At 71.9% G+C, this 13,571-nt stretch carries 14 protein-coding genes, 1 tRNA gene and 1 pseudogene; 8 read left to right on the top strand and 8 right to left on the bottom strand.

Going from position 1 to position 13,571, the window contains the following annotated elements:
* Positions 1 to 230 precede the first annotated feature (230 nt).
* Positions 231 to 1,526 carry an adenylosuccinate lyase gene (gene purB, locus DEW08_RS15000; RefSeq protein WP_109328394.1) on the top strand — a complete coding sequence of 432 codons (1,296 nt, stop codon included), beginning with the start codon at positions 231 to 233 and terminating at the stop codon, positions 1,524 to 1,526.
* Between the two features lie 80 nt (positions 1,527 to 1,606).
* On the opposite strand, the gene DEW08_RS14995 is transcribed toward purB, so the two are convergent.
* Positions 1,607 to 2,248: a cation efflux transmembrane domain-containing protein gene (locus DEW08_RS14995; RefSeq protein WP_109328392.1), complete on the bottom strand. Its 642-nt coding sequence runs from the start codon at positions 2,246 to 2,248 to the stop codon at positions 1,607 to 1,609.
* 70 nt (positions 2,249 to 2,318) lie between these two features.
* Here DEW08_RS14995 and DEW08_RS14990 point away from each other — a divergent pair, with 70 nt between their 5' ends.
* Entirely contained in the window at positions 2,319 to 2,747 is a 429-nt protein-coding gene (locus tag DEW08_RS14990) for a MerR family transcriptional regulator (protein ID WP_181449425.1), read from the top strand.
* A gap of 29 nt (positions 2,748 to 2,776) precedes the next feature.
* On the opposite strand, the gene radC is transcribed toward DEW08_RS14990, so the two are convergent.
* The 3 genes and pseudogenes from radC to sfsA all read right to left on the bottom strand — a co-directional run.
* Entirely contained in the window at positions 2,777 to 3,595 is an 819-nt protein-coding gene (radC, locus tag DEW08_RS14985) for a RadC family protein (RefSeq protein WP_181449424.1), read from the bottom strand.
* Positions 3,596 to 3,687: 92 nt separating this feature from the next.
* Entirely contained in the window at positions 3,688 to 4,500 is an 813-nt protein-coding gene (gene map, locus DEW08_RS14980) for a type I methionyl aminopeptidase (RefSeq protein WP_425429098.1), read from the bottom strand.
* Positions 4,501 to 4,592: 92 nt separating this feature from the next.
* Positions 4,593 to 5,291, bottom strand: a pseudogene (gene sfsA / locus DEW08_RS14975) (DNA/RNA nuclease SfsA); the annotation flags it as partial.
* 177 nt (positions 5,292 to 5,468) lie between these two features.
* Here sfsA and DEW08_RS14970 point away from each other — a divergent pair.
* Positions 5,469 to 6,248 (top strand): competence/damage-inducible protein A, encoded by a 780-nt coding sequence (locus tag DEW08_RS14970; RefSeq protein WP_109328386.1) that lies wholly within the window; start codon positions 5,469 to 5,471, stop codon positions 6,246 to 6,248.
* 178 nt (positions 6,249 to 6,426) lie between these two features.
* Positions 6,427 to 6,672 (top strand): hypothetical protein, encoded by a 246-nt coding sequence (locus DEW08_RS14965; protein ID WP_109328384.1) that lies wholly within the window; start codon positions 6,427 to 6,429, stop codon positions 6,670 to 6,672.
* Between the two features lie 13 nt (positions 6,673 to 6,685).
* Here the strand turns inward: DEW08_RS14965 and DEW08_RS31210 are convergent, their stop codons facing one another.
* Positions 6,686 to 6,853, bottom strand: a complete 168-nt coding sequence (locus tag DEW08_RS31210; protein WP_168220370.1) for a hypothetical protein — start codon at positions 6,851 to 6,853, stop codon at positions 6,686 to 6,688.
* A gap of 181 nt (positions 6,854 to 7,034) precedes the next feature.
* Here DEW08_RS31210 and DEW08_RS14960 point away from each other — a divergent pair.
* Positions 7,035 to 7,120, top strand: a tRNA-Leu gene (locus DEW08_RS14960).
* 14 nt (positions 7,121 to 7,134) lie between these two features.
* On the opposite strand, the gene DEW08_RS14955 is transcribed toward DEW08_RS14960, so the two are convergent.
* The 3 genes from DEW08_RS14955 to DEW08_RS14945 all read right to left on the bottom strand — a co-directional run bounded on the left by DEW08_RS14955 (position 7,135) and on the right by DEW08_RS14945 (position 9,352).
* Positions 7,135 to 8,040 carry an NAD(P)H-hydrate dehydratase gene (locus DEW08_RS14955; RefSeq protein ID WP_109328382.1) on the bottom strand — a complete coding sequence of 302 codons (906 nt, stop codon included), beginning with the start codon at positions 8,038 to 8,040 and terminating at the stop codon, positions 7,135 to 7,137.
* Between the two features lie 10 nt (positions 8,041 to 8,050).
* Positions 8,051 to 8,815, bottom strand: coding sequence for a histidine phosphatase family protein (locus tag DEW08_RS14950; protein WP_109328380.1), 765 nt, complete (start codon positions 8,813 to 8,815; stop codon positions 8,051 to 8,053).
* 153 nt (positions 8,816 to 8,968) lie between these two features.
* Positions 8,969 to 9,352 (bottom strand): hypothetical protein, encoded by a 384-nt coding sequence (locus DEW08_RS14945; protein WP_109328378.1) that lies wholly within the window; start codon positions 9,350 to 9,352, stop codon positions 8,969 to 8,971.
* Between the two features lie 256 nt (positions 9,353 to 9,608).
* Here DEW08_RS14945 and DEW08_RS14940 point away from each other — a divergent pair, with 256 nt between their 5' ends.
* From DEW08_RS14940 to DEW08_RS14930, 3 genes are all read left to right on the top strand, one after another.
* Entirely contained in the window at positions 9,609 to 10,655 is a 1,047-nt protein-coding gene (locus DEW08_RS14940; protein ID WP_211107140.1) for an alpha/beta hydrolase family protein, read from the top strand.
* A gap of 153 nt (positions 10,656 to 10,808) precedes the next feature.
* Positions 10,809 to 11,915 carry an alkene reductase gene (locus DEW08_RS14935; RefSeq protein WP_109328376.1) on the top strand — a complete coding sequence of 369 codons (1,107 nt, stop codon included), beginning with the start codon at positions 10,809 to 10,811 and terminating at the stop codon, positions 11,913 to 11,915.
* Positions 11,916 to 12,094: 179 nt separating this feature from the next.
* Positions 12,095 to 13,459: an NAD(P)/FAD-dependent oxidoreductase gene (locus tag DEW08_RS14930; protein WP_109328374.1), complete on the top strand. Its 1,365-nt coding sequence runs from the start codon at positions 12,095 to 12,097 to the stop codon at positions 13,457 to 13,459.
* The last annotated feature ends 112 nt before the right edge of the window (positions 13,460 to 13,571 follow it).

The following is a 13,571-nucleotide window of genomic DNA, read 5'->3' as shown; positions in this document are numbered from 1 at the left end:
GTCCTTTCAAGCGAGTCGATACGACTGGCGCGCGACTTTTTGACGGCCGGCCACCGCCTGCGGGCGACCGGCGGCCGGGGCGGGGCGTTCCGGCCCCGCTCCGGCGTCTTCCGCCAAGGCTCTTTGCAAAGCCGGGCGGCATCGCTATGGTCCGGGCGCGCGTGCGCCCCCGCGCCGGCACGAGCCATGCGGGCGGGGCCGTCGCCACCGTCACCTCCGGAGAGTGCCCGATGATCCCCCGCTATACCCGCCCCGAAATGGCCCGCATCTGGGAGCCGGAGAACCGGTTCCGCATCTGGTTCGAGATCGAGGCGCACGCCTGCGACGCGCAGGCCGAGCTGGGCGTGATTCCGAAGGAGGCGGCCGCCGCCGTGTGGGAGCGGGGCAAGTGGGAGATCGACCGCATCGACGAGATCGAGCGGGAGACGCGCCACGACGTCATCGCCTTCCTGACCAACCTCGCCGAGTATGTCGGGCCGGAGGCGCGCTTCGTCCATCAGGGCATGACCTCGTCGGACGTGCTGGACACCTGCCTCGCGGTGCAGCTCACCCAGGCGGCCGACCTGCTGCTGGAGGATCTGGACAAGCTGCTGGCGGTGCTGAAGCGCCGGGCGGCCGAGCACAAATACACGGCGACCATCGGCCGCAGCCACGGCATCCATGCCGAGCCGACGACCTTCGGCGTGAAGCTGGCCGGCCATTATGCGGCCTTCGCCCGCAACCGCGAGCGCCTGCTGGCCGCGCGCCGGGACATCGCCACCTGCGCCATCTCCGGCGCGGTCGGCACCTTCGCCAACATCGACCCGCGGGTCGAGGAGCATGTCGCCGCCAAGCTGGGGCTGTCGGTGGAGCCGGTCTCCACCCAGGTGATCCCGCGCGACCGCCATGCCATGTTCTTCTCGGTGCTGGGGGTCATCGCGTCGAGCGTCGAGAACCTGGCCATCGAGGTGCGCCACCTGCAGCGCACCGAGGTCCGCGAGGCGGAGGAGTATTTCCATCCGGGCCAGAAGGGCTCGTCGGCGATGCCGCACAAGCGCAACCCGGTGCTGTCGGAGAACCTGACCGGCCTTGCCCGCATCGTGCGCTCCGCCGTCGTGCCGGCGCTGGAGAACGTCGCCCTGTGGCACGAGCGCGACATCTCCCACAGCTCGGTCGAGCGCATGATCGGCCCCGACGCCACCGTGACGCTGGACTTCGCGCTGGTCCGCCTGACCGGCATGATGGACAAGCTGGTGGTCTATCCGGAGCGCATGCAGAAGAACCTGGACGACCTGGGCGGCCTCGTCTTCTCGCAGCGCGTCCTGCTGGCCCTGACCCAGGCCGGCATGAGCCGCGAGGACAGCTACAAGGCGGTGCAGCGCAACGCCATGCAGGTGTGGGAGAAGGGCGCCAACTTCCTCGACCTGCTGTCGTCCGACCCGGACGTGTCGAAGCACATCACCCGCGAGCAGCTCGCCCCGATGTTCGACATGAGCTACCACACCAAGCATGTCGACACGATCTTCAAGCGCGTGTTCGGCGAGTAAGGGCGTCCGCGCCTTCCGCCGTGTCGTTCCGTGTCGTGGCCGGGGATGTCCCGGCCACGCGCGTTCCGGGGGGAGGGCGCCTATTCCGCCGGCACCGCCGCGCCGCCGGTGCGCAGCTCGGCCAGCGACTGGCGGATGATCTGGACGGCGCCGGACACCGACAGGGCGGCCATGATGCCGGCGACGACGATGTCGGGCCAGCCGGTGCCGGTGCCGAACACGCCGCCCGCCGCGGCGAGCACGGCCAGATTGGCGATGGCGTCGTTGCGCGAGCAGATCCAGACCGACTGGCGGTTGGCGTCGCCGTTGCGGTGGACGTACAGCATCACGGCGCAGCCGATGTTGGCGAGCAGCGCCAGCATGCCCACCACGCCCATCACCTCGGCCTCGGGCACCGTCTGGGCGATGGCGTTCCAGGCGGTCTGCCCGGCGACCCACAGCCCGAGCACCCCGAGCGACAGCCCCTTGAGCAGGGCGGCGCGGGCGCGCCAGACCAGCGCCATGCCGAGCACCAGCAGCGAAATGGCGTAGTTCGCGGCGTCGGCCAGGAAGTCCATGGCGTCCGCCTGCAGCGAGGCCGACCCCGCGGCGGCGCCGGCCACCAGTTCCACCAGGAACATGCCGGCATTGATGCCGAGCGCCATCCACAGGACGCGGCGATAGGTCCGGTCGACCGGCGGGCGCGACGAGGAACATCCGCCGCTGCAGCAGCCTGCCGCCATGGCTTTTCTCCTTGCTGAAAACGAGTCTGGGGATAGCATGGACCCTGTAGTCACTACAGGGTCAAGCGGCATGTCGGAGAAAACGGGCCTGACCATCGGCGCCCTGGGCAAGGCGACCGGAACGAAGGCGGAGACCATCCGCTTCTACGAGAAGATCGGCATCCTGCCGTCCCCGCCGCGCACCAGCGGCAACTACCGCGCCTATGGGCAGGAGCATGTCCGGCGGCTGGGCTTCGTGCGGCGGGCGCGCGACCTCGGCTTTCCGCTGGAGACGGTGCGGGCGATGCTGGCGCTGGCCGACCAGCCGGACCGCCCCTGCGGCGAGGTCGACGCGCTGGTGGTCGGGCAGCTTCACGAGGTCGAGCGCAAGATCGCCGACCTGCAGCGCCTGCGCGACGAGCTGGACCGGCTGGCCCACCAGTGCCGCGGCCGCTTCCGCATGGCCGACTGCCGCATCATCGAGGCCCTGTCGCCGCACGGCGAGGTGCAGGGCGGCTGAACGGCCCTTGCGGAGAAAGGCGGCGCCCCCTACAGCAGCCGCTGCGCCTTGAAGCTGGTGTGGCGGCCGCCCTTGCCGATGATCAGGTGGTCATGGACGGCGACGCCGATCACCGTGGCGGCGCGCACGATCTCCTTGGTCATCTCGATGTCCGCCCGGCTGGGGGTCGGGTCGCCGGACGGGTGGTTATGGACGAGGATCAGGGCGGCGGCGTTCAGCTCCAGCGCGCGCTTCACCACCTCGCGCGGGTAGACCGGCGTGTGGTCGATGGTGCCGCGCTGCTGCACCTCGTCGGCGATCAGCGTGTTCCTGCGGTCGAGGAACAGCAGGCGGAACTGCTCGGTCGGCTCGTGCGCCATGGCGGCGGCGCAATAGTCGAGCAGCGCCTGCCAGGAGGCGAGGACCGGCCGGTTGATCACCCGCTGCTGCAGGGCCCGCTGGGCGGCCGCCCCGACGATCCGCACCATCGCCACCGCGTTGTCGCTGGAGAGCGACACGCCGCCCGCCTTGATGCCGCGCAGCCGCGCCGCCGGCGCGTTCACCACGCCCCAGAGGTCGCCGAAGCTGGCGAGCAGGGCCTTGGCCAGCGGCTTCACGTCCTTGCGCGGGCTGGCGGCGAACAGCACCATCTCCAGCAGCTCGTAATCGGCGAGCGCGTCCGCCCCCTTGTCGAGGAAGCGGCGGCGCAGCCGGTCGCGGTGGTCGTGGTGGAAGGAGCCGAGATCCTCCGGCTCGTCGGGCGAGGCACCGGGGGCATCATCGGAGGGGCCGGGCAACGTCCCGCCATCCCCGAACGGCAACCGGGGGGCGGTGGGGGCGGCGTCCGGGCGGGTCTTCCTGATGGGCATCGCGTCGTCATGCATGTGTGTGCATGCGACTATACCCTTCCCGCGCGAGCGCGCACAATGCGCGGCACGCGCGGGGCGTCATGCCGGCGGGCTCAGCCCTCGGCCGGGTAGGGCGGGCGGGTGTGGCCGGCGGGGGAGAGGGTGAAGATCTCCGCCCCGTCGGCGGTCACGCCGATGGTGTGCTCGAACTGGGCGGACAGCGACTTGTCCTTGGTGACGGCGGTCCAGCCGTCCGACAGGATCTTCACGTCGTAGCGGCCGGTGTTGATCATCGGCTCGATGGTGAAGATCATGCCCTCCTTCAGGACGAGCCCCTCGCCGGGGCGGCCGAAATGCAGGACCGACGGCGGCTCGTGGAAGGTGCGCCCGACGCCGTGGCCGCAGAAGTCGCGCACCACCGAGAAGCGGTGCGATTCGGCGAAGGTCTGGATGGCGTGGCCGATGTCGCCCAGCGTGGCGCCCGGCTTCACGACGCCGATGCCCAGCATCAGCGCGTCGTAGGTCACCTCCACCAGCTTGCGCGCCTTCAGCGGGACATCGCCGCAGTAGTACATGCGCGAGCTGTCGCCGTACCAGCCGTCCAGGATGGGCGTGACGTCGATGTTCAGGATGTCGCCGTCCTGCAGCCGCTTGTCGCCCGGGATGCCGTGGCAGACCACATGGTTGACGGAGATGCAGTTGGCCTTGGGGAAGCCGCGGTAGCCGAGGGGGGCGGGGATGGCGCCGTGGTCGCGGATATACTGTTCCAGCAGCCGGTCCAGTTCGCCGGTGGTCACGCCCGGCTGCACATAGGGCGCGATGAAGTCGAGCGTGGCGGCGGCCAGCCGGCCGGCCTTGCGCATGGCCGCGAACCCTTCCGGCCCATGGATCCGGACGCGACTGGATTCGACGTGGTTGTGTTCCAAGGCTCTCTGCCCCTCAACTGACATGACAAACAGGCGATCGGCACGGCGATCCGCTCGGCGATCGACGCGGCGGCGTCACGGCCGCACGGGCAGCGGCCGGTCCAATTCAATCGACTCGGGCCCAGCGTGCAAGCCCAGCAGAGCGCCTCCACCCCGCCGGCGAGCGCGCGCCGCAACGCAGCGTCATAGGCCGGATCGAGATCGTCCGCCACCCGGAAGTAGGTGCAATCCATCCGCTGGACAAGATACAGCATCACGGCACGGCAGCCCTGCGCCACCATGGCGGACATCTCCTCCAGGTGTTTCGCGCCGCGGGCGGTGACGCAGTCGGGGAATTCCGCCGCGAGGCCGTCGCCGCGGTCCGGCCGGCGGAGATGGACGTTCTTCACCTCGACATAGCAGGGCGGGCGCCCGCCGGGACCATCCTCCAGCAGCACGTCGATGCGCGAGTTGCGGCCGTACTTCACCTCGCGCCGCAGCGTGGCGTAGCCGGCGAGCTCGGGAATGCGGCCGGCCGCGATGGCGGCGGCGGCCAGCGCGTTGGGGTGGCCGGTGTTGACCCCGACCGGGCGGCCGTCGGCCTCCACCAGCTCCAGCGTGTAGGCCAGCTTGCGGTTGGGGTTGTCGGAGCGCGACAGCCAGACGGCGGAACCCGGCGCGTCCAGCCCCAGCATGCTGCCGGAGTTGGGGACATGGGCGGTCACCACCGCGCCGTCGAGCTCGACGTCGGCGAGGAAGCGTTTGTAGCGCCGGACCAGCCGGCCTTGCAGGAGCGGGGAGGGAAAGCGCATGTTGGGCGACACGCTAGCGGGGGCTCGGCGGGACCGCAAGGGGCCCGACGCCGCCCGGCCAGGCCGGGCCGGGTCCGGAGAGCGGAGGCCGTTGATCCGGCCGCCGCGGCCGAGCGTACCGCTGCCCGTCGCCTGCACGCCCGAGACCTACCCGCGATCATCCGGAGACCCCGACGAATGACCTCTGCCGCCGCCGAGACCGGCTCCAGCCCCACCGCCGCCGTGCTGATCATCGGCAACGAGATCCTCTCCGGCCGAACCAAGGACGCCAACCTCGGCCACATCGCGGAGAAGCTGTCCGACATCGGCGTCCGCCTGCGCGAGGCGCGGGTGGTGCCCGACCTGGAGGAGGAGATCATCGCCGCGGTGGACGCGCTGCGCGCCCGTTACACCTACGTCTTCACCACCGGCGGCATCGGCCCGACCCATGACGACATCACGTCGGAATGCATCGCCAGGGCCTTCGGCGTCCCGCTGGAGCGCAACCCCGAGGCCGTCGCCCGGCTGGAGCGGCACTATGCGCCCGGCCAGCTCAACGAGGCGCGGCTGCGCATGGCCAACATCCCGGCGGGGGCCACGCTGATCGACAACCCGATCAGCCAGGCGCCGGGCTTCCGCATCGGCAACGTCTTCGTGATGGCCGGGGTGCCCAACATCATGCAGGCGATGCTGGACGGCATCCTGCCCAAGCTGGCCGGCGGCCCGGCGCTGCATGCCCGCACCGTCTCCTGCACGCTGGGCGAGGGGGTGATCGCCGCCGAGCTGGGCGCCCTGCAGGACCGCTACGCGGATCTGGAGATCGGCAGCTACCCCTATTTCCGCAACGGCTATTTCGGCACCAGCCTCGTGCTGCGCGGCACCGACGAGGGGCGGGTGGTGGCGGCCACGGAGGAGCTGTCGGGCGTCGTCACCCGGCTGGGCGGTACGCCGACCGTCACGGTCGGGACCAAAGGTTAAACAATCTCCTACCACGACAGTCAGGCTTGCTGCGAATCGGGCGCGGATTACTTCGGTATGACCACGTTCACGACCGCAGCCGGCCGACGCATCCCGCCGACGCCGGCTTTCAATGGCGTTGCCCGACCGGCGCGCGCTGCGCGCGCCGGCTTCGGCCGGCGATGGGATGCATCGAGCCATGAAGCCTTTCGAGAAAGCCGCGATCCTCTTCCTGTTGAAGCATCTGGCGGCGGGCTGCGCCGGAGCCGTCGTGCTGGCGACCGGACTCTTGCTGCTGGACGTCGCCAACCTCGCCACGCTGATCTGGTCGAGCGACCATGGCGTGGTCGCGACGATGATGCTCTACGGCGGGCTGATGACCACCTTCGGCACCGTATCGATGAGCATCGGGATCATGGGGATGGAGGAGGACGAGCGGCTGTGAGGGCCGTGTCGGCTCAGAACGGCCCGAAGGTCTGGTAGAGCCAGACCAGCCCGGCGATGACCGCCAGCCAGACCGCGGCATAGGGCAGCCACGTCCGCCGGTTGCTGCGCAGCGCGCCGGGGATCACCAGGACCGCGACCATCAGGATCGCCACCACAGCCACCCAATCGACCGTCTCCACCGCCAGCCCTCATCCGTGTCGCCGAGGTTGCACCCTGCGCATATATGGGGTGGCGCCCGCGCCGGTTCAGGTGTCTTGACCGCTCCCCTGCGGATTGTCTAAGTCATTGCGACGGAACGGCGTGCAGCATACATGGATATGCAACCGCTGCGGGCTATGCCCGACCTTCCGTCAGCGGTGCGCGGGCGTGGCGGAACAGGCAGACGCAAGGGACTTAAAATCCCTCACCGATACGGTATGCGGGTTCGAATCCCGCCGCCCGCACCAACGCTTTCCCCGTGTCACGACCAATCGCAGAGTTCCGCGAGGATCGCCGGGACCTCGGCCAGCAGTTCGCGGGCGAGGTAGCCGAGGGGGCCGTGGCGGCGGGCGAGGCGGTTGCCGGCCTCGCCATGCAGATAGACGGCCCAGATCGCGGCGACCTCCGGCGGCGCGCCGCGGGCGAGCAGGCCGGCGACGATGCCGGCCAGCGTGTCGCCGGAGCCCGAGGTCGCCAGCCCGACCCGGCCGCGGTCGTAGGCCCAGCGGGCGCCCTCCGGGGTGGCGATGTGGGTGCAGCTTCCCTTCAGCGCCACCACCGCGCCGAGCTGCCGGGCCGCGCGCAGCGCCACGCCCGGCGGGTCGGCCGAGACGTCGGCGCGCTCCATGCCCAGCAGGCTCGCCATCTCGCCGGAATGGGGAGTGACGACCATCCGGCCGGCGCGGTGCGGCGGTGCGGCCCCGGCCTGCTCCAGCGCCGCCAGCGCCCCGGCGTCGAGCAGCAGGGACGGGCCATCCGGAGGGCCGTCCAGTCCGCGCAGCAACGCGCCGGCCAGGGCGGCGACGGCCGGGCGGTCCATCATGCCCGGGCCGATCAGCACCGCGTCGCACCGCCGTGCCCGCTCGATGAGCGCCGTGGCCGCGTCGGGGGAGATGCCGCCCTCCGCCGTTTCCGGCAGCCCGGCGACCAGCGCCTCCGGCACCGCGAGGCCGAGATGCGGCGCGACGGAGGCGCAGGTGGCGATCTGCAGCTTGCCGGCCCCCGCCCGCAGCGCGCCGATTCCCGCCAGCAGGGCGCCGCCGGGAACCTGGACGCTGCCGGCGACGACCAGGACCCGCCCGCGCTCCTCCTTGTCGCCCTCCTCGCTGGGGCGGGGCAGGGGGGTGCGGCGCAGGAGTTCGGGGGTGACGGCGACGGGATCGCTCATGGCGGGGCCTTCAGCGGGTCGCCACGGGGGCGTCGGGCTCGGCGGTGACCGGCGTGTCGCTCTCCGCCTGCGGCTCGACGTCGTTGTAGCGGTGGAGCACCAGCCGGCCGGTCAGCCCGGCCTGCGGGTCGAAGCGGTATTCGGTGACCGAACCGTTGGCGACGTCGCCCTGCCGGTCGATGGCCAGGATCTCCTCCTCGGTCAGCCCCTCCAGCAGGTAGCGCAGGCACAGCACCACCACCTGGTGGCTGACGATCAGCACCCGCCGCCCGCCATGGTGCAGGCTGACGGTGTCGAGCGCGCTGCGCAGCCGCAGGATCACGTCGCACCAGCTCTCGCCGCCCGGCGGCCGGTGGTAGAACTTGCCGAGGATGCGGCGGTGCTCCGCCTGCTCGGGGAACTGATGCCGGATGCCGGCGCTGGTCAGCCGGTCGAGGACGCCGAACTCCTTCTCGCGCAGCCGCTCGTCGACGGCGAGCTCGGCCAGCGACAGGGCAGTGCCGCCGCCCTGCCGGATGCCGTCCGCCGTCTGGCGGGCGCGCCGGTAGGGCGAGACCAGCAGGACGTCCGGCCGCTCGGCCTCCGGCAGGCGGGCGAACCAGCGGCCGAGCGCCGCCGACTGGCGGTGACCGAGGTCGCTGAGCGGAACGTCGACGTCGCGCTCCGCGATGTCGATCCGCGCCAGTCCGGCGGCATCGGCGGCGGCCCGCGCCACGTTGCCGGCGCTTTCGCCGTGGCGGACGATCCAGAGACGGTCTGGCCAGCGCTGCAGCATCGGGGACGGCCTCTCCTTCGGTGGGGCGGTTGCCGGGGGCACCTGCCTTCAACGGCCGAAGGGGCCGGTCGTCCCGCCATTGCCGTTCATCCGGCGGCGATCATCCGGCGGGGGGACGTCGCCCGCGGCTTTGCCGCCAGCCGCGGCCCCGGCTCAGCGGCGGGGACTCTCGATCGGCCGGAGCCGGCCGCCGTCGGTCGGGACGCACTGGTTTCCGCCGCTTGCGGCGACGGCCGTGTGGATCATGCAGCCCAGGCCGCCGGTGAAGATCGACATGATGATGAACTCGGTGCGGTTCAGGCCGCCGCTGATGCGGTCGAGCTCGTCGTCCGACAGCGCGTCGCCGGACGTCGCAGCCATCCGGGCGCAGTGGGCGGCGAGCTGGTCCCTGTCCACGGCGATGCCGTTCTCGCCGGCGATGCGGATCAGCGCCTCCGTGGCTTCCCCGGCGCCGGCGGCGGCCTGCAGCGCGGTCACCAGCCCGGGCTTTTCCGACAGCAGGCGGGCGAGGTCTTCGATGGGCGACGGCATGGTCATGGTCGGCTGGTCCCGTGGATTGAGGTGTGAAGGGAACGGTGACGGACGCCGATGCTAGTACATCGATGGGACGCGCACTTGGCAGTGCGTCCCAGACTTTTGACGGTGCGGCTCAAAAAATGCGTCCCCGCGGGCATGGCGGCCATTCGCGCGCCGCGGGGAGGGCCGCCGTCACCGGAGGTTGATCCGTTCCGCGGACGCGGCACACTCGGCTGCGTGGCGGCGACATGGGCCGCCGGTCTCAGGAGATGCCGACATGACCGCCGAAGACCTCCTCCCGCCCTGCCGCCGCCGCGGGCGCGCCGTGATGCTGGCCCTGCTGTCCGCGCTGGCGCTTCTCCTGCCGATGGAGCGGGCCGGGGCGGCGGGCATGCGGCAGCTCCAGATCCCCGCCGACGGCGACCGCCCGGCGATGTCCGGCGCCGTCTGGTACCCCTGCGCCGGGGAGCCGGCCGACATCGCCTTCGGCCCCATGACGATCCGCGCGGTGCGCGACTGCCCGGTGACCGGCGGGCGGCTGCCGCTGGTGGTGATGTCGCACGGCGTCGGTGGCTGGTTCGGCGGCCACCACGACACCGCCGTCCGTCTCGCCGATGCCGGATTCGTGGTGGCGGCGATCAACCATCCGCTGGACAGCGGGCGGTCGCCGCTGCGGCGCCCGGGGGACCTCGCCTCGATGACCGGCCGTCCGGGCGACATCCGGCGGCTGATCGACCATATGCTGACCGGCTGGCCGGAGGCCGGGCGGATCGACCGCGAGCGGATCGGCTTCTTCGGTTTCTCGCGCGGCGGCTTCACCGGGCTGGCGGTGATCGGGGGCGTGCCCGATTTCCGGCTGCTGCTGTCGGACTGCCCGACCTATCCCGGCAACCGCTGGTGCGAGCAGGTGCGCGACGGGTCGGCCTTCGCCCTGCCGATCGAGCATGACGGGCGGATCAGGGCGGCGGTCATCGCCGATCCGGCGGCCGGGCGGCTGTTCGCGGGAGCCGGGCTGGCGCGCGTGTCGGTGCCGGTGCAGCTCTGGGGGTCGGAGCGCGGCGGCGACGGAGTGACGCCGGCCGACGTGACGACGGTCGCGGAGGCGCTGCCGGTCCGTCCGGAGGTGCGGGTCGTCGGGGGCGCCGGCCATTTCGCCTTCCTGCCGCCCTGCGGCGAGGCGTTCGCCGCGGCGGTGGCGGCGGAGGGCGAGGCCGAGCTGTGCCGCGACGAGGGCGGCTTCGACCGCGCGGCCTTCCACCGCGCCTTCAACGACGCGGTCCTCGCCTTCCTCGCCGGCCGGCTGGGGGTGGCGGCCGCCCGCTGACGGCGGAGCGCCGGGCGGGGCCGCGGCATGGCAGCCATTCGCGCCGCCGGGCGGGGTGCGGCGGTGCGGGCGGTTGCCTCGGCCGCCCGATGCGCCACACTCGCTGGCCGTGAAGACACGACCATCGGTCGCAAGGAATGGAGTGGCGCCGGAATGAGCGACAGCACGCCTGACAGCAATCCCCTGTTCCAGCCGGTCACCGTCGGCCGGATGAGCCTGCCCAACCGGATCGCCATGGCGCCGTTGACGCGCAGCCGGACCGACAACGCCACCGGCGTGCCGACCGCGATGAATGCGGAGTATTACGCCCAGCGCGCCTCGGCCGGCCTGATCATCAGCGAGGCGACGCAGATCTCGCCGCAGGGCAAGGGCTATGCCTACACCCCCGGCATCCACAGCGCGGAGCAGATCGCCGGCTGGCGGCTGGTCACCGACGCGGTGCATGCCCGCGGCGGCCACATCGTCATGCAGCTCTGGCATGTCGGGCGCATCTCGCACCCCGACCTGCAGCCGGGCGGCGCGCTGCCGGTCGCCCCGTCGGTGGTGAAGCCGAACGTCAAGGCCTTCACCGTCGAGGGCTTCAAGGAGATCCCGGAGCCGCGGGCGCTGGCGGCCGACGAGCTGCCGGGCATCGTCGCGGACTACCGCAAGGCGGCGCGCAACGCGCTCCAGGCCGGATTCGACGGGGTGGAGGTGCATGCCGCCAACGGCTACCTGATCGACCAGTTCCTGCGCGACGGCACCAACAAGCGCACCGACGCCTATGGCGGTCCGGTGGAGAACCGCGCCCGCTTCCTGTTCGAGGTGATGGACGCCGTGGTGGCGGAGATCGGCGCCGACCGCACCGGCATCCGCCTGTCGCCGCTGAGCCCGAGCAACGACGCGCAGGAGAGCGATCCGCTCAGCACCTTCGCCCCGGTGATCGAGCGGCTGAACGGCTACGGCCTCGCCTACCTCCACATGATCGAGGGGGTGACCCGCAGCCCGCATCCGGGCTTCGGCGGCCTGCTGGCCGACCTGCGCGGGCGCTGGCGCGGCGTCTACATGGCGAACAACAGCTATACCCGCGAGCTCGCCATCGAGGCGGTGGGCGGCGGCCATGCCGACCTCGTCGCCTTCGGCCGCCCCTTCATCAGCAACCCCGACCTGGTGGAGCGGCTGCGCCGCGACGCTCCGCTCGCCGAGGCCAACGGCAAGACCTTCTACGGCGGCGATGCGCGCGGCTACACCGACTATCCGACGCTCGACGCGGCGGAATAAGGGTGCCGTGACGGGGAGGCGGTGACAGGACGGGGCGGGGCGGCCCAACGAAGGGCATACCCCGCCTGGAACGGTCCGTGCGGGCGCAATGACGGGGGCGGGCGGCGTTTAGGAGGGGGCGGTCTTCCGGGCCGCCGCGCCGTCCGTCCCCCGCCAGCAAGCCTTCGGAGGTCCCGTCCATGCCGCCCGTCAACCGCACCCCGGCCCCGGTGGACGACGCCACCCATGTCGTCATCATCGGCGCCGGCTTCGGCGGCCTTGCCTGCGCCGCCGCCCTCGGCAGCACGAACATCCGCGTCACGGTCATCGACCGCAACAACTACCACCTGTTCGTGCCGCTGCTCTATCAGGTGGCGACGGCCGCCCTGTCGCCGGCCGACATCGCCCAGCCGATCCGGCGGATCCTGAGCCGCCACCCCAACATCAACGTGGTGCTGGGCGAGGTGGTGGGGGTGGACCGCGCCGCGAAGGCGGTGACCCTCGCCGACGGCAGCGTCGTGCCCTATGACCGGCTGGTGATCGCCACCGGCTCCTCCTACAACTATTTCGGCCATGACGAGTGGGCCGAGGTGGCGCCGGGGCTGAAGACGATCGAGAACGCCCGGCGGCTGCGCGCCCGGCTGCTGAGCTGCTTCGAGCAGGCGGAGATCAGCGAGGACCCGGCGCGGCAGGCGGCGCTGATGACCGCGGTGGTGGTCGGCGGCGGCCCGACCGGCGTGGAGATGGCCGGCGCCATCGCCGAGCTTGCCCGCTACACGCTGGCCCGCGACTTCCGCCGCATCGACCCGCGCGCCACCCGCATCCTGCTGGTGGAGGCGGGGCCGCGCATCCTCGGCACCTTCCCCGACGAGCTTGCCGGCTATGCCCGCCGCGCGCTGGAGCGGCTGGGGGTGGAGGTGATGACCGGCAAGGCGGTGGAGAGGATCGAGGAGGGCGCGGTGACCATCGCCGGCCGGATCGTCCCCGCCGGCACGATCATCTGGGGCGCCGGCGTCACCGCCTCGCCCGCCGGGCGCTGGCTGGGGGTGGAGACCGACCGGGCCGGCCGCATCCGAGTCGCGCCGGATCTGTCGGTTCCGGGACTCGACGGCGTCTATGCGCTGGGCGACACGGCGATGGCGGAGGGCGACGACGGCAAGCCGCTGCCCGGCCTCGCCCAGGTCGCCAAGCAGCAGGGCGAGCATCTCGGGCGGGCGCTGGAGGCCGGCATCGCGCGCGGCGCGGCGATGCCGGCCTTCCGGTTCCGCAACCGCGGCAACACGGCGATCATCGGCCGCAGCGCCGCCGTCTTCGACTTCGGCCATCGGCGGTTGAAGGGGTGGTTCGCCTGGATCTTGTGGGCGATCGTCCATGTCTATCTACTGGTCGGGTTCGAGAAGCGCCTGCTGGTCAGCCTGCAATGGCTGTGGCGCTACATGACCTACGAGCGCGGCGCCCGCCTGATCACCGCCGACGTCGCCCAGGGGCGCACGCCGGAGCGGCCGGAGGAGCGCGAGACCCCCGGCGCCCGCCCGGTGCCGATGCGCCGCCGCACCTCCGGATGAGGCGGTCGGACGCACCCCGGCCGGGTCGGCGGGAAGGGGCAGCACCTTGGCCGAATGGCGCAGATTGTCGCGTCTTGCCTTTGGCGTGCTTGACGGATGCTGCCGGGCCTGT

Origin of the sequence: Azospirillum thermophilum, from assembly GCF_003130795.1 — a bacterium.
In the GTDB taxonomy this organism is placed as follows: Bacteria; Pseudomonadota; Alphaproteobacteria; order Azospirillales; family Azospirillaceae; genus Azospirillum; species Azospirillum thermophilum.
Note: the sequence above shows the minus strand (reverse complement) of the source record. Positions and strands in the feature narration are given on the sequence as shown.